This is a genomic window from Candidatus Binatia bacterium (assembly GCA_029243485.1).
Lineage (GTDB): Bacteria > Desulfobacterota > Binatia > UBA12015 > UBA12015 > VGTG01.
Genome location: JAQWRY010000032.1, coordinates 70,572 through 85,156, shown reverse-complemented (window position 1 = coordinate 85,156; position 14,585 = coordinate 70,572). Strand labels below are relative to the sequence as shown.

13 protein-coding genes are annotated in these 14,585 nt (G+C 66.1%); 6 read left to right on the top strand and 7 right to left on the bottom strand.

Features of this window, described 5'->3' with window-relative positions:
* Window positions 1–321: 321 nt before the first annotated feature.
* The 3 genes from P8R42_10800 to P8R42_10790 are packed head-to-tail and all read right to left on the bottom strand — an operon-like array spanning window position 322 to window position 2,656.
* Window positions 322–1,371 carry an agmatine deiminase family protein gene (locus P8R42_10800; GenBank protein ID MDG2305126.1) on the bottom strand — a complete coding sequence of 350 codons (1,050 nt, stop codon included), beginning with the start codon at window positions 1,369–1,371 and terminating at the stop codon, window positions 322–324.
* The gene (locus P8R42_10795; protein ID MDG2305125.1) at window positions 1,364–2,248 is read right to left on the bottom strand and encodes a carbon-nitrogen hydrolase; all 885 of its coding nucleotides are present in this window, start codon (window positions 2,246–2,248) and stop codon (window positions 1,364–1,366) included. The genes P8R42_10800 and P8R42_10795 overlap by 8 nt, the downstream gene beginning before the upstream one ends.
* Window positions 2,249–2,296: 48 nt before the next feature.
* Complete coding sequence (locus P8R42_10790; GenBank protein ID MDG2305124.1) at window positions 2,297–2,656, bottom strand: hypothetical protein; 360 nt, start codon at window positions 2,654–2,656, stop codon at window positions 2,297–2,299.
* A gap of 93 nt (window positions 2,657–2,749) precedes the next feature.
* Between P8R42_10790 and P8R42_10785 the strand changes: the two genes are divergently transcribed.
* Genes P8R42_10785 through P8R42_10765 form a run of 5 tightly spaced genes read left to right on the top strand, consistent with a single transcriptional unit; the run spans window position 2,750 to window position 7,563 of the window.
* A complete protein-coding gene (locus tag P8R42_10785) occupies window positions 2,750–3,280 on the top strand; it encodes a YbhB/YbcL family Raf kinase inhibitor-like protein (GenBank protein MDG2305123.1) in 531 nt (176 codons plus the stop codon).
* A 5-nt stretch (window positions 3,281–3,285) separates the two neighbouring features.
* A complete protein-coding gene (locus P8R42_10780; protein MDG2305122.1) occupies window positions 3,286–4,023 on the top strand; it encodes an ABC transporter ATP-binding protein in 738 nt (245 codons plus the stop codon).
* On the top strand, window positions 4,020–5,183 hold the full coding sequence (locus P8R42_10775) for an FtsX-like permease family protein (protein MDG2305121.1): 1,164 nt from the start codon (window positions 4,020–4,022) through the stop codon (window positions 5,181–5,183). Before P8R42_10780 ends, P8R42_10775 begins: the two co-directional genes overlap by 4 nt.
* Entirely contained in the window at window positions 5,183–6,364 is a 1,182-nt protein-coding gene (locus P8R42_10770) for an ABC transporter permease (GenBank protein ID MDG2305120.1), read from the top strand. Before P8R42_10775 ends, P8R42_10770 begins: the two co-directional genes overlap by 1 nt.
* Window positions 6,364–7,563 carry an efflux RND transporter periplasmic adaptor subunit gene (locus P8R42_10765; protein ID MDG2305119.1) on the top strand — a complete coding sequence of 400 codons (1,200 nt, stop codon included), beginning with the start codon at window positions 6,364–6,366 and terminating at the stop codon, window positions 7,561–7,563. Before P8R42_10770 ends, P8R42_10765 begins: the two co-directional genes overlap by 1 nt.
* A 30-nt stretch (window positions 7,564–7,593) precedes the next feature.
* On the opposite strand, the gene P8R42_10760 is transcribed toward P8R42_10765, so the two are convergent.
* Complete coding sequence (locus P8R42_10760; GenBank protein MDG2305118.1) at window positions 7,594–7,728, bottom strand: hypothetical protein; 135 nt, start codon at window positions 7,726–7,728, stop codon at window positions 7,594–7,596.
* A 149-nt stretch (window positions 7,729–7,877) separates the two neighbouring features.
* Here P8R42_10760 and P8R42_10755 point away from each other — a divergent pair, with 149 nt between their 5' ends.
* A complete protein-coding gene (locus P8R42_10755) occupies window positions 7,878–10,247 on the top strand; it encodes a glycoside hydrolase family 3 N-terminal domain-containing protein (GenBank protein ID MDG2305117.1) in 2,370 nt (789 codons plus the stop codon).
* Window positions 10,248–10,249: 2 nt separating this feature from the next.
* Here P8R42_10755 and pheT read toward each other — a convergent pair whose 3' ends face one another.
* The 3 genes from pheT to P8R42_10740 all read right to left on the bottom strand — a co-directional run bounded on the left by pheT (window position 10,250) and on the right by P8R42_10740 (window position 14,337).
* Window positions 10,250–12,043 carry a phenylalanine--tRNA ligase subunit beta gene (pheT, locus tag P8R42_10750; GenBank protein ID MDG2305116.1) on the bottom strand — a complete coding sequence of 598 codons (1,794 nt, stop codon included), beginning with the start codon at window positions 12,041–12,043 and terminating at the stop codon, window positions 10,250–10,252.
* Complete coding sequence (locus P8R42_10745) at window positions 12,043–13,608, bottom strand: phenylalanine--tRNA ligase subunit alpha (GenBank protein MDG2305115.1); 1,566 nt, start codon at window positions 13,606–13,608, stop codon at window positions 12,043–12,045. The genes pheT and P8R42_10745 overlap by 1 nt, the downstream gene beginning before the upstream one ends.
* A gap of 123 nt (window positions 13,609–13,731) precedes the next feature.
* The gene (locus P8R42_10740; GenBank protein ID MDG2305114.1) at window positions 13,732–14,337 is read right to left on the bottom strand and encodes a TetR family transcriptional regulator; all 606 of its coding nucleotides are present in this window, start codon (window positions 14,335–14,337) and stop codon (window positions 13,732–13,734) included.
* Window positions 14,338–14,585: the final 248 nt, after the last annotated feature.

Here is a 14,585-nt window from a genome sequence, read left to right as displayed (position 1 = left end):
ATCCGCTCGCCTGGAGGCCTCGCCCTCACGACCCCGCCCTCCTCCCGAGTTCACCCCGCTCGCCGGGCGGCATCACCCGCGTACCCCAAGCGTCCCCTCCGCTGATCCCGCTCGAAGAGTCCCCCGTTGCGCCACACAAGGGATGCGACCTCTCCGCAACTGGGCCGGCCCGACTCCGAGACGCGGGCTGATGTCCCCGATACGAGCACGGCAGCCACTATCGGCTCCCGCGACCGGCCGAGATCAACAGAAGCTTCCGTGTCCGCCGAAGATCAAGACCAACCACCGAAGGCTCCGCGCCTAGGGCCGTCTGCCGAGCCCTCACGCAGGCTGTTGCTGCGTCAGGCAGTGGAACGCGCCCAGGCCCCACACGAGATCGCGCGCATCAATCCCAACGATCCGACGCGATGGGAAGCAGGCCGTGAAAATCTCGAGCGCGCGCTCGTCGGCAGGGTCACCGAACGTCGGGACGAGAACGACCGCGTTTCCGATGTAGAAGTTCGCGTAGCTCGCCGGCAGCCGGTCCTCCCCTTCGAATACCGCTCGTGGCATCGGGAGGGCCGTCACGGTGAGCCGGCGGCCTCGGGCATCCGTCATCGACTCGAGGCGGTGGCGGTTGTTCGACAACGCTTCGAAGTTCGCGTCCGATTCGTCCTCTTCCACGACCGTCACGACCGTCCCGGGCCCCACGAAGCGGGTGAGGTCGTCGACATGGCCGTCGGTGTCGTCACCGACGATTCCGTCTCCGAGCCAGAGGATCTTCTCGGCCCCGAGGTGCACACGGAGTCGGTCCTCGATCGCCTCTCGGTCGAGGGCCGGATTGCGGTTCGGGTGGAGCAGACAGGACTCTGTCGTGAGGATCGTCCCTTCCCCGTCGCCATCGATCGAACCGCCCTCCAGGATCATGCCCGCGTCGAACCGGCGGAGGCCCAGGTGCGTGGCGACTTTGGACGCAACGCGGACGTCGAGGTCCCACGGCGGATACTTCCCTCCCCAGGCGTTGTAGTCCCAATCGACGACGGCGGCCGGCTGGTCGGGATGCGTGACGAACACCGGACCGTGATCCCGTATCCAAGCATCATCTGTAGGGACGGCGAGGAACTCCACACGTGCGCAATCGACCGACGCCGTGAGAAGCCTTTCCCGGACTGCGTGGCCCTCACGGTCGGACCGCACGAGAATGCGGACGTCCTCCCCGGTAACGAGCGCGCGCACCATCTCGACGAACACCGGCGGGATGCGACCCATCTTTCCGGGCCACGAGTCTTCCTTGTGCGGCCAGGCGAGCCAGGTCGCGTCGTGGGGCTCCCACTCCGCCGGCCATCGATAGCCCAGGCCGCGTGGCGTGTCGGCCGCCATCTCGTCAGTCATCGAGGAAGTGGCGGGTGATGCCCCGGTAGGCGTCCACCCGTCGGTCGCGCAAGAACGGCCAGTGCCGACGCACCTCTTCAACGCGAGCCAGATCGCAATCCGCGATGAGAACCTCCGCAGACTCGTGCCCCGCCGTCGCCATCACGTCCCCGAAGGGTCCCGAGACGAACGACCCGCCCCAGAATTCAACCGTACCTTCCTGGCCCACGCGATTCGGCGCCGCCACGTAGACGCCGTTGGCCACCGCGTGCCCGCGTTGCACGGTCTGCCACGCGTCGTGCTGACCGTCGCCATGCTCGGCCTTCTCTTCGTCGTGCCACCCGATGGCGGTTGGATAGAAGAGGATCTCGGCCCCTTGCAGCGCAGTCAGCCGCGCCGCCTCGGGAAACCATTGGTCCCAACAGACCAGAACGCCGATCTTTCCGTAGCGCGTCGGGAAGGCTCGAAATCCCAGATCACCCGGCGTGAAGTAGAACTTCTCGTGGTAGAGCGGATCGTCGGGGATGTGCATCTTTCGATACAGCCCAACGAGGCTGCCATCGGCATCGTAGACGCACGCGGAGTTGTGGTAGACGCCCGCTGCGCGACGCTCGAAGATGGAGCCGATCAGGACGACTTCGTGTTTCCGCGCGGCTGCGGCGAGCGCGTCACTCGTCGGCCCCGGAATGGGCTCTGCGAGATCGAACTTGTCGTGATCTTCGGTCTGACAGAAGTAGCGCGAGCGAAACAGCTCGGGCAGACAGACGATCTTCGCGCCGAGCTCCTTCGCTTCCGCGATCCGCGCGAGCGCCTCGGCGAGGTTGCGCTCGGGGTCTTCCTCGCACTGCATCTGGACCAGCCCGATGCGGACCACGCCAGGAACGGAAGGCTCAGCCATCACGGATCACCCTAACCGTCTCCTCCGACGGGTTCATCCGACGCGGGGTCACTTCGCCGCACAGCCCGACTGCCAGGTCTTCCTGCCGTCGAGCGAGATCTCACTGCGCCCGACGACCTTCCAGCCGAGCACCCGCGGATAGCGCGCTTCACGGTTCTGGACGAGAACCCCGTCGGGACGGACACCGGTGATGAGGTACGCGGTTCGACCCTCCGGGAAGCCCTTGATACCGGGGGCCCGTCCCCCGTCCCCGCCGACGCGCCACCACACCATTCCGTAGGGAAACGTGTCCTGCGCGTACAGAGTGCATCCGGCCTCGGCCATCGCTCGCGGAGACGAGCCCGCCAGGATCAGTCCGGCAACCAACGCCGCCGCCCATCCGACCACCCACGTTCGTTTCGCGCTCATCGTGCCCAACAACGCGACTCTGATCAGCCTGTCAAACGGTCGCGGAGAGGGCGCGGCTCTGGACCGGCGCGCCGTGACGCCGTAGGATCCTGGATGCGAAGGATCCTGCTCACGGGCCTCCTCCTCTTCGTCCTCGTTTCGCCGGCACGCTCCTTTTCGCTGGCCAGCAAGGCGTTCGAAGCGAACGGCGCCATTCCCCGGGAGTACACGTGTCAGGGGATCGACGTGTCCCCCGAGCTCTCTTGGTCGGGCACTCCCGCGGGGACAAAGTCGTTCGTGTTGATCGTCGAGGACCCCGACGTTCCGGATCCCGCCGCGCCGACGCGGACCTGGGTACACTGGGTCCTCTACGATATCTCCGGCGCAGCGACGGGGCTGCAGCGGGATGTCGCGACCGAAGCGCTCCCCGACGGTACGCGGCAAGGCGGTAACGACTGGAAGCGCGCCGGCTGGGCCGGACCGTGCCCACCCATCGGACGCCATCGCTACGTCTTCAAACTGTACGCCCTGTCCACGACCCTCGCTGATCTCGGAATCGCGCCCGCGCGCGCGCTCGAGAAGGCAATGGAGGGCCATGTCGTAGGGGAAGCTAAGCTGATCGGCACCTACGAGAAAACGAAGTAGAGCCCATGGCGAACCACTCGCTGATCGAAGTTCGCAACGTTTCGCGCCACTACGTGCGGGGCGCCGATGAGATCCACGCGCTCGACGACGTGAGCCTCTCAATCCCGGCCGGGCGCTTCGTCGCCCTCATGGGTCCGTCCGGCTCCGGGAAGTCCACTCTCTTGAACCTCATCTCGGGGATCGACCATCCCTCGAGAGGCGAGGTGGTCGTCGGCGGACAAGCCCTACCCGCCTTGAGCGAGGACGAACTCGCGCGATGGCGCGCGCATCATGTCGGGCTGATCTTCCAGTTCTTCAACCTGATGCCGGTGCTCTCCGCGCTGGAGAACGTCGCCCTCCCTCTATTGCTGACGGATCTCGGAAAGGCAGAACGAAAGGAACGCGCACAGACGGCCCTTCGCGTCGTCGGTCTCGATGACCGGCTCGAGCACTTCCCCGCGACACTCTCGGGTGGGGAACAGCAACGCGTCGCGATCGCGCGCGCGATCGTCACGGACCCGGACCTGATCGTCGCCGACGAACCGACGGGAGACCTCGACGCCAAGAACGCCGAGACCATCCTCGACCTCCTCCGTACGCTGAAGAACGGCTTCGGCAAGACGGTGGTCATGGTCACGCACGACCCGCGGGCGCTGCGCTTCGTGGACGAAGCACACCATCTCGACAAGGGACTCCTTCTCGACCCGGACGCCGCGAAGCGGGCCTCCGACGCACTCACGGCGAGCATCGGCGGGCCGCGATGAGCTACACCCGCCTCGTCATCGCGAATCTCCTGCGCAACAAGCTGCGCACCACGTTCACCGCGGGCGCGATCACCCTCGCCGTCGTCCTCGTGTGCCTTCTGCTCACGATGCCCGCCGCACTCGACCGGATCCTCGATAGCGCGGCCAGCGACGTTCGGATCTCGGTCCACCACAAAGCCGGCCTCGTCTACTCGATGCCCGAGTCGTTCGCGCGCAAGGTGCGCGCGGTCAAGGGCGTCGACGCTGCGGTCGGGATGGTCTGGTACGGCGGCGCCTTCGAAGAGAATGGCAAGGTCACGTTTCCGAACTTCGCGGTCGAAGCCGAGCACCTCGCGGCCGTCTACCCGGACTATCCAGTCGAACCCGAGCACTTCGCGGATCTAGTGAAGTACCGCGACGGAGCGATCGTCGGCCGCCAGCTCATGGACAAGTACGACTGGGAGATCGGCGACCGAGTCGCGCTCACCAGCACGATCTGGCCCGCTGATCTCGAGTTTCGGTTGGTGGGCGTGGTCGAGGACCCGCAAGCGCCAAACTTCTGGTTCAATCGGAAGTACCTGGATCAGGCGATGGAAGCCCAGTTCGGCGAGGGGCTCGGCAGCGTCGGAACGATCTGGGTCCGCGCGAGCGACCCATCCGTCGTCGGGTCGATTATGCAGACGGTCGACGAGATGTCGCGCAATAGCGAGGCGGAAACCGCTTCCGAGACCGAGAAGAGCTTCTTCGCGAACTTCTTCGGATCTCTGAAGGGCTTCATACGGATCATCCTCCTCGTGACCGGCCTGGTCACCCTCTGCATCATCTTCATTGCCGCGAACACCGCCTCGATGAACGTGCGCGAGCGCTCGGGAGAGATCGCCATCTTGAAGGCGATCGGGTTCGCGCGGCGATCGATCTTCGGTGCGCTCTTCGGCGAAGCCATTCTCGTCTCGAGCCTCGCGGGCATCCTCGGACTCCTCCTCGCAATCGGATTGACGACCTTCCTCCGAAGCTTCGCCGACAATGGCGATCTCGGTCCGATGTCGGGCTTCGTCCTGACGGGCCCCGTCCTTGTGCAGGGACTGTTCCTTTCCCTGTTCATCGGCATGCTCGCCGGGGTCGTTCCCTCGTTCGGTGCCGCACGAAAACCGGTCGTGGAAGCCCTGCGGGAGATCTTCTGATGACGCTGCCCCTCTCCTACAGCTGGCGGAACGTGCGGGCGCGCCCCATGCGGAGCCTCCTCACGGCGAGCGTCATCGCACTCGTCGTGCTCGCATGCACCCTTCTCATGGGGCTGATCTCGAGCATGCAGCGTACGTTCACCGAGACCGGACACGAGCTGAACCTGATCGTCCTTCGCAAAGGCTCGGACAACGACGGATCCAGCCAGATGCCCCTCGAGGCCTTCCAGGCCGTGCGCTACCTGGACGGCATCGCGCGGCGCGGCGAAGACAACGCTCCCATGATCTCGCCCGAGCTCGTCGTGCAGCCCTTCTTCCGCACCCGTGACGGTGGCCGGGAGAACGTTCTCGTGCGCGGGGTCGAGCGCGTGGCTCTCGACGTCCATCACCAGGTCCAGATCAACGACGGGCGGATGTTCGAGCCCAGCGCAGGCGAAGCCATCATCGGGCGCGGTGTCGCAAACCGATACGAAGGCGCGGAGCTGGGCAGCGAGATCGAGTTCGGGCGCGGCCGGTGGAAGGTCGTCGGAATCTTCGATGCCAACTCGACCTCGTTCGAGAGCGAGGTGTGGGTCGACGTGCGCGAGCTCGCAAACGACGCCAAACGAACGATGCCCTTCTCCGGCGTCCGAATCCGCGCCGCATCGAAGGCCGACATGGACGCGCTCGAGCGCCGGATCGACGACGACCCCCGGTACGCCCTGGATGCACAGGCAGAGCTGCTCTACTACGCCGAGCAGTCCACTGCGTCCGGAACGCTCTACATCATCGTCGTCGCCGTCGCGATCCTGGCCGGGGTCGGTGCCTCCTTCGGTGCGGCGAATACGATGTACGCAGCCGTGCAGACGCGGACCGCCGAGATCGGGACTCTCCGCGCCCTCGGATTCTCCCGCGGCTCGATCCTCTGGGCTTTCCAAGCCGAGGCCGTCTTTCTGGCCCTCATCGGCTTCCTCCTCGGCGCCGTCGGCGCGATCATCGCAGCCGAAGTCCTGAGCTCTGCGCTCGGCGGTGTCGCCATGAGCGCCGAAACCTTCACGACGAGCCTGATCCACGTCTCGGTCGACGGCGGGAACCTGATTGGCGCACTCGTTCTCTCCCTCGCAATCGGCATGGCTTCCGGTTTCGGCCCCGCGTGGCGCGCAGCGCGACTCGCTCCGATAGAAGCGCTACGGAAGGCCTGATGTCGACACCCCCGAACACCCCCCTGAGCTCCGAGCTCGCGTCCCTGAAGATCGCCTCGGGGGATCGGACACGGAAGCCCAAAAGCGGCGCGCGACGAATCTGGATCCTCGTCGCGATCGTCGCGGTCGTCATCGTGGCGGGGTTCGGATGGTACGCTACGAACGAGGCCGAGGAAGTTCAGATCGGGTACGCCAAGGTCGTCCAGCCCGGCGCGGCGAGTGGTCTGCCGGGCCTCTCCGGCTCCGGCTACGTCGTGACTGGCGACCGCTACGTGTCCGTAGGTGTCCGCGTTCCGGGACGAATCGAGCGCTACTTCATTGAAGAGGGCCAGAGCGTCTCGGAGAATGACGCCCTGGTCCAGCTCGACGACCGGGACTATCGCGCCGCGCTGCGAAGCGCCGAGGCGGCGCTCTCGGTGGCACACGCGAACCTCGGACTCGCTCAATCGGAGCTACGTCGCGGCGACGCCCTTCGAACCGGCAAGATCCTGTCGATGCAGGAGTTCGACATCCTGAAGAACAAGGAAGCCGTCGCACAGGCCACCGTCGTCCAGCTCGAGGCTCAAGTCGAGCAGGCACAGGTAAACCTCGAGTACACGACTCTACGCGCACCGACCCAAGGAGTGGTCCTGGCCAAGCTGAAGGAGGTCGGCGAGATCGCCGTCCCCGGCGGGTTCGCCGGCTCGGGCGACCTCGTCCGCCTCGCGAACTTGAGCGACATGCGCGCAGAGGTCGACGTGAACGAAGCCGACTTGAACCGGGTCGCCCTCGGTGGCCGCGCCGTCGTCGCTCCCGACGCGTACCCGGATGCGAAGTACGACGCCCGCGTCGTGAAGCTTTACCCGCAGGTCAACCGACAGAAAGGCACGCTGCGCGTGGAGGTCCAGATCCAGCAGCCCGACGATCGCCTCTTACCCGACATGAGCGCCCGCGTGACCTTCCTGGCGAAGGAAGCCGAGCCCGCATCGCCCAACGCAGCTCCGACCGTCTGGATCCCCAACTCCGCAGTCCGCACGGAGAACGGAACGTCCTTCGTATGGCGCGTCGTCGGCGGCCAGACGAGCCGAGTTGACATCGAAGTCGCCGGCAGGGGGGACGGACGCACGCGCGTCGCGAGCGGCCTCACCGGTGGCGAGGCCGTCGTCACGAGCAGCACCGCGCTTCGAAACGGCCAATCCGTCACGGCCGTCGAAGGCTAGTTCTCCCGAAACCGCGCGAGCGGCGGCACGCTAGGCTTTCCCCACCGCAGCCGCCGCTTCGAGTGCCTCCGCCAAGGACTTCTCTTCTAGGTCGCCCGTGAGGAAGCCCATCCTCATGCCGCGCCAGTGCACTCGCGCCTCGGTCGGACGTTTCTGGACACTCATCTCTTCGTTCACGAGGGACTGAACGTCACAACAGCCATGCCAGATCCATCGGCACTCCTGGGACGAACACTCGGCCGAATCCGGCGTTTGGGCCGCGGGCGTGACAACCGGTGATCGAAACGCGGGCCATCTTTGGATAGAGGCATGGCATGGTCAGCATCCCTGCATACCGTGACCCTGCTCTCTCCCCCGACCGCCGCGTCGAGGACCTGCTCGCTCGGATGAGCCTCCCCGAGAAGGTCGCTCAGCTCGGATGTGCCTGGTCTACGACGCTGGCAGCCGACGGCGCGTTCTCAGAGGATCGGGCCCGGCGGCGGCTCGCAGACGGCGCAGGCCACGTCACCCGCATCGGAGCCTCGACGGGCCTCCGGCCCGTCGAGAGCGCGAACTACGCCAACGCGATCCAACGCTTCCTCGTCGAGAAAACCCGACTCGGCATCCCCGCGCTGGTGCACGAGGAGAGCACCGCCGGCTTCACCGCTCGCGACGCCGACCAGTTCCCACAGGCCATCGGCCTAGCCAGCACCTGGGATCCCGAACTCCTAGAGCGAATGGCCGACGTGATCCGTCGCCAAATGCTCGCCGTCGGAGCACGCCAAACACTCGCGCCGGTCGTCGACATCGCGCGCGACCCCCGCTGGGGCCGCCTCGAAGAGACATACGGAGAGGATCCGTACCTGACTGGTCGCCTGGCCGTTGCCTATGTGAAGGGAATCCAGGGTACCGACGTCCGCGAGGGCATCGCCGCCACCGCGAAACACTTCCTCGGCTACGGCCTCTCCGAGGGCGGACACAATCACAAGCCCGCACAGATCGGCGCACGGGAACTCCGGGAAGTCTTCGCCCGCCCCTTCCTCGCCATGATCCAGGACGCGGGAATCCTCTCGGTGATGAACGCGTACAACGACGTGGACGGACTGCCCTGCGGTGGCTCCTCCGCAATCCTGAACGACCTCTTGCGAGATGAGCTCGGGTTCGACGGATGCGTCGTCGCCGACTACTTCACGACCGCCCTCCTGATCAGCTCGCACCGCGTGGCCGCCGACAAGTCCGAGGCCGCGCAGATGTCCCTCCGCGCGGGACTCGACGTCGAGCTACCGATGCTCGACTGCTACTCCGAAATCCCGGGACTGATCGAACGCGGCGAGCTGTCGATGGAAGACGTCGACCGAGCCGCCGGCCGTCTACTCAAGCTGAAATTCGTTCTCGGACTGTTCGAGAACCCGTACGTCGACGCGGAACGCGCGAGCGAGGTCTACCAGACCCCCGAGGCGCGGAGCCTCGCGCGCGAGCTCGCGCAAAAGTCGATCGTCCTTTTGAAGAATGAGGGTGAGCTCCTGCCACTCTCTCCGAGCCTCGGCAGAATCGCCGTGCTCGGGCCCTGCGCAGACGACGTTCGCCTCCTTCAGGGGGACTACCACTACCCGGCGCACCTCGAGATCATCTACCGCTCGGCGGACGACGACGCCGGCGGCATTCTGCCCCGCCCGGACGCGGTCTCGTTCGGCGCGGGCGCCTTCTTCCCTCCCACCGTGACGCCGCTCGAGGGCATCCGGTCGGCTGTCTCGCAGGCGACCGAGGTCGTTCACGAACGCGGCTGCGGGATCCTATCCGACAAGGACACGGGGATCGCGAAAGCCGTTGAAGCCGCACGCAGCGCCGACGTTGCCGTCGTCTTCGTCGGCGGGCGCTCCGGATTGATGCCCGGATGCACGAGCGGGGAGTTCCGCGACGCAGCCGACCTGGGACTCACCGGCCTCCAGCAGCGCCTCGTCGACGAAGTGCGCGCAACCGGAACGCCGACCGTGGTCGCTCTGGTCAACGGGCGCGCGTTCGCCCTTCCTGGCATCGCGGAATGCGTGCCCGCCGTTCTCGAATGCTGGCTCCCCGGAGAAGAAGGCGGCAATGCCATCGCCGACGTTCTGTTCGGGAAAATCTCCCCCTCGGGACGACTGCCGGTGACGCTCCCTCGAAACGTCGGCCAGGTGCCGCTGTACTACAACCGCAAGTGGAGTGCCGGAGACGTCATCGGGTTCAAGGCGGACTACTCCGACCTGGTCGCGAGCCCGCTGTTCCCGTTCGGCCACGGGCTCTCCTACACACGGTTCGAGTACGGAGAGATTGAGCTCGAGGCGCAGACCGTCGCGGCGGACGCATCGCTCGAGGTCTCGGTCGTCGTCCGCAACACGGGCAAACGGTCGAGCGACGAAGTCGTTCAGCTCTACGTGTCCGACCCGATTGCCAGTGTGACGCGGCCGATTCAGCAGCTTGCCGGATTCGCGCGAATCCCGCTCGACCCCGGGGACCAGCGTCGAGTTCGCTTTACGCTCGACATGAGCCAACTCGCCTTCTTCGACCGTGCGATGCAGTTCTCGATCGAGCCCGGCGAGATTCGCGTCCGGATCGGCGCGTCTTCCGAAGACATCCGATCCGAGGGCACGTTCCAGATCACCGGCGAGCGACGCACCCTCTCCCAGCAGGACATCATCGCGACCGGGGTCGCGGTCGAGCCGGCGTGAACTCAGTCCTCGACGAACCGGGCCAACGAGAGCTCGAACGCGGCGCACGGTACACGAACCCCGAAGCCCTCATCGCCGGCGAGCACTTCGGGATGAAGCTCACCCAGCAGCCCGACCGGGCGATCCTGACCGGGCACGTTCACCGTCGCCACCCGGCCTGGCAGGAAACTCGGATGCTCCGTCGCCTCGAGCCGAACGCCTTCGATGCCGAGATGACCGAGAAGGACGTAGAGGTACGACTGCGCTTCGGTGAAGCTCGCCTTCTCGTGCGCGAGGAGGGCCCCGATCCGCTGTTCGGTCCGTGACCCGAGCGCCGCTTGGTCGTCCACCACCGCGACCTCCCCCGCCTCGAAGACGTAGTGGGGATACACGGCGCCGGCACTGTGACTCTCGACCTCCAGCAAGGACGGAAGGACCCAATCCCGCAGACAGGCGTAGTTCTCGTTCATGACGTTCGCGATCTGCACGAGACGGCCACCGTGCAGCCCCGGAATGCCGTCGAACTCGTCGGTGAGGTTCATTGCAGTGCGCAGCATGTGCGGCGCGGTCAGAATGTTGCTGATGGCTTCCTCGAAGCCGTATCCGATCATACGATCGCGCGCGCGATCAACCAGATCCGTGAGCGGCAGGAGTCGACCGACCGTGAACTCCTCAGGCATCTTCGCGCTGAACGTGTCGTAGCCGCGACTGATCGCGTAGTCCTCGACGGCATCGACTTCGTGCAAGTAGTCCGCACGATAGGGCGGCGCCTCGACTCGGAGGTGATCGCTCTCGGACCGAACGTCGAGGCCATAGGCGTGCAAAGCCGACGCGACCTCTCCGGCCGCGATCTCCGGCTCACCTAGCAACGTCCGGAACCGTTCGAGCGGCAGCGCCAGAACCCGCTTTTCATTCAACGGGTGTGGCGCGATCACGTCACGGCCACGGGGCGTATCGTACGAGTAACGCGTGGACACCGGGAGAATCTCGGCTCCCCGGTCGCGCATGTTGGCCGCCAGGATGTTCGCCGCCAGCAGCACTTGATCGAGGGTCGCACCCGTGACCTCGACGAACAGCTCATCCATCCCCACGACTACTCGACCGAGGGAGGCCGAGTTGATGATCGGCGGGAACGAGAGAACCTCGCCGCGCGCGTCGGTGAGTATCGGGGCGAGGTCGCCGGAAATCGCGGACTGGTACTCTCGGCCCGTCGGATGATCGCGCAGGATCTCCCCTGGCGTCCAAGCTTCCTTCCAGCGGCCGGCGGGGACCTCGTCGGGCAGTTCACCTGCGGGCGGGAGAGGCACGAACGCGCTCGCGGCGTCATCCATCGGCACCGCCCGATACGAAATCGGGAACTCGACGCTCTTGCCGTCGTAGATGCCGATCGCGAGGGTCGCGCGCTTGCGACCGTAGTTTTGGGACAGCGTCTCCTGCGCTTGAATGAAGGCCCGCAACCCGGCGTCGTCCACGGTCCAACCGCGCGCGACGAAGCCGGAGACGTAGGGCCGCACCTTCTCCACTGAGGCGTCGACCTCGATCCGGCCGGCGAGTGCGGCGTGCCGCTCGAAGAAGCCGTAGTCGTCGCGCCAGTCGCGGGTCTGCTCGAGGGAGAAGCGGATCTGGCGGGCGATGCCTTCGATGCACCAGAGATCCGGACGGTTCGTGTCCTGCAGCTCGACCCGAAGCTCCTCGTCGCTCTCGCCGCGCTTCAACTCACCCTTCACCCACTCGAGGCGGTGGTCGAGTTCATCGACGGTCATCTTGGTGCCGACTAGCGAGCAGAGGTCCGACAGGCTCACATCGATGGTCGGCATTAGTACGCACCTCGGTCACGCAGAGCCTGGAGCCCGTTCGGGATGTTGTTTGTGAAGAGCTCGCGGATGTCCTTGATCCCCAGAGCGATCATCGCCATCCGGTCGAGGCCGAGGCCCCAGGCGATGACGGGAACGTCCACCCCGTGCGGGTTCGTCACCTCCGGGCGGAAGATGCCGGCCCCGCCGAGCTCCATCCAGCCGAGGTCCGGATGCTCGACGTGGATCTCGACCGACGGTTCCGTGAACGGGAAGTACGCCGGCACGAATCGCACCTTCTTGGCGCCGGCGATCTCGACGGCGAACAATTCGAGCAGGCCCAGCAGGTGGCGGAAGCTCGTGCGGTCCGAAGCCACAATGCCCTCGACCTGGAAAAAGTCGGGCGCGTGCGTCGAGTCGACCGTGTCGTAACGGAAGCAGCGCGCCATCCCGAAGTACTTGCCTGGGATCTTGAGATCCGGTCTCGAGAGCCAGCGAGCGGAGAGCACGGTTCCCTGTGAGCGCAGTACGAGACGACGCGTTCGCACGTGGTCGAACTCGTATCCCCAACCGCGCGAGCCAGAAGGCCCGCCCCCCTCGTGCTCCCGAGCGACGGCAGAGATCGTGTCGGCGTCTGCCTTCCCCTCCTCGGACGCGTAGCCCTCCCCCTCCGCGTCGACGAAGTAGACGTCGTGAATCTCGCGCGCCGGGTGGAACTGCGGAAGGAACAACGCATCCATGTCCCAGAACTCGGTCTCGACCAGGGACCCGCCCATCTCTTCGAAACCGAGCGAGAGGAGCTTCTGCTTCACGACGTCCAGGAACTCGCGGTATGCGTCGCGACGGCCGACGACGGGAACCGGCGGATCACCGAACTGGTAGGGCCGGAATCCAGTGGTCGAGAGGATGTCGCGCCACTCCCCGGTTCGAAGCATGTCGCGCGTCAGCGCAGCCGGCGCGTCGAGAGCGCTCGCGGCGGGGCCTGCCGCATCAACACCGGACGGCGTCAGTCGGTAGCGCCGGGTGACCGTCTCACGCAGATCGACGACCGGGTCGGAACCGCCTCGCTTCCGCGGCTGGTACCGGGTGCGGAACGCCTCGGGCAACGCGTCCCAATCGAGCCCGGCTTCGCCGGCTTTTACCAGTTCACGGAGGGTCGACAGCGCATTGTCGAGATCCGCGCCCTTCCCGTCCGCGACAGACACCGCGCCCGCCGCGACTTCGATGTACCCATTCTTTTTGAGAAACCCGAACGCCGTGCCGATGGCGCGCCGATCGTGCTCGGCAACGTCCTGGCAGCCCGGCACCGTGGTCGCCCCCTCCTCGATGCGACGCAGGATGCAGATCTCCGGGGTGCCCACGTCGGCGAAGCGTCGGCCGAGCTCCGAGGCCATCGCGAGGCGGTCGATGTCCTCCTGCGTCAGCTCGGCGAACCCGCGGGCCTTGAGGCTCTCGATCGCGGAACGAACCTGCGCGGCATCGAGCCCCGCAGCGTCCGCGGTCTCCTCGACCGTGCGCTCCTTGCCGTCGACGAGCGCGACGAGAATCCGGGTTTCGTTGGGGGAAAGAAGCGGTCCGTCCGCGGGCATACTGATGCATCGCGGATCGGGAGGCCGGATGCCAGTGCTGGGCACTCGGGGTTGAGGGATTCCCCCTGCGGGAAGGCTGGAATCGGCGCCTGGGGTCCGGTCGGACCCGATGGCCGACGCGACCTACTTGGCGACTTGGAGCGCCTCTACGACCAAGCCTGCACCCTTGAACCGATCGAGGATCTCGTCGCGCCACTTCTCCCGGGCCGCGGCAGGCGGCGACTCGGTGAGAGACGCCATCTGATCGTCCGTGAGGATGGCTCCGAGGATCACGGCCCCGAAGAACGAGAGCACGCCGAGCCTCCGATCCAGCGTCACGTCGCCATCGGTCTCGAGAGCTTCGGACAGGATCCCCCAGATCGGGCCGAGGATCTCCCGATTCGAGTACGCGCACGCGTCGGGCTCGCCGGACAGCTGGATGTCCAACCACATCTTGATCAAGCGCGAGTCGCCGCCCCCGAACTCGAGGTGGTGCGCGAGCAACTCGCTCAAGTTCGCGCCCGAGTCGAGGCTCTCCCGCGCTTCCCCGACGAACTCGTGCGTGAGCTTGCGCGTACACTCGCGGTAGAGCCCTTCTTTCGAACCGAAGTAGTAGCTGATCGCGCTGACCGGCACCTCGGCCATCCTCGCGATGTCGCGCACTCCGACCGCGCCGAAGCCATGCTCTGCGAAGAGAGCTGTAGCTGCATGCTCAATGCGTTCGGAGGACTGCTCTCGTACTTCTGTCATGATTCCCCTAAGAGCTAGGCAACACGTGCGTCATGTCCCAACCCGGCCGAGACGCGAAAAGACCCAATGAATCGGACGGACGCTCGTCCGAACGGCCGGTTCCGACAGCGCCTAGATTCACCGAGTGGAAGCACTGTCATGCTTCGTCGACACCAGATTCCGGGCGTGGTGTCGAGGAGCACCGCGGCGCGAAAACCGCCCATTCCGCGGGAAGAAGGAGCGTTCGAACTAGTCTCCGTCACTGCTGA

Excerpts from the sequence above, each read along its gene's own strand:
- P8R42_10800 (MDG2305126.1), bottom strand. The coding sequence starts at position 1,371 with ATGACTGACGAGATGGCGGCCGACACGCCACGCGGCCTGGGCTATCGA.
- P8R42_10795 (MDG2305125.1), bottom strand. The coding sequence starts at position 2,248 with ATGGCTGAGCCTTCCGTTCCTGGCGTGGTCCGCATCGGGCTGGTCCAG.
- P8R42_10790 (MDG2305124.1), bottom strand. The coding sequence starts at position 2,656 with ATGAGCGCGAAACGAACGTGGGTGGTCGGATGGGCGGCGGCGTTGGTT.
- P8R42_10785 (MDG2305123.1), top strand. The coding sequence starts at position 2,750 with ATGCGAAGGATCCTGCTCACGGGCCTCCTCCTCTTCGTCCTCGTTTCG.
- P8R42_10780 (MDG2305122.1), top strand. The coding sequence starts at position 3,286 with ATGGCGAACCACTCGCTGATCGAAGTTCGCAACGTTTCGCGCCACTAC.
- P8R42_10775 (MDG2305121.1), top strand. The coding sequence starts at position 4,020 with ATGAGCTACACCCGCCTCGTCATCGCGAATCTCCTGCGCAACAAGCTG.
- P8R42_10770 (MDG2305120.1), top strand. The coding sequence starts at position 5,183 with ATGACGCTGCCCCTCTCCTACAGCTGGCGGAACGTGCGGGCGCGCCCC.
- P8R42_10765 (MDG2305119.1), top strand. The coding sequence starts at position 6,364 with ATGTCGACACCCCCGAACACCCCCCTGAGCTCCGAGCTCGCGTCCCTG.
- P8R42_10760 (MDG2305118.1), bottom strand. The coding sequence starts at position 7,728 with ATGAGTGTCCAGAAACGTCCGACCGAGGCGCGAGTGCACTGGCGCGGC.
- P8R42_10755 (MDG2305117.1), top strand. The coding sequence starts at position 7,878 with ATGGTCAGCATCCCTGCATACCGTGACCCTGCTCTCTCCCCCGACCGC.
- pheT (MDG2305116.1), bottom strand. The coding sequence starts at position 12,043 with ATGCCGACCATCGATGTGAGCCTGTCGGACCTCTGCTCGCTAGTCGGC.
- P8R42_10745 (MDG2305115.1), bottom strand. The coding sequence starts at position 13,608 with ATGCCCGCGGACGGACCGCTTCTTTCCCCCAACGAAACCCGGATTCTC.
- P8R42_10740 (MDG2305114.1), bottom strand. The coding sequence starts at position 14,337 with ATGACAGAAGTACGAGAGCAGTCCTCCGAACGCATTGAGCATGCAGCT.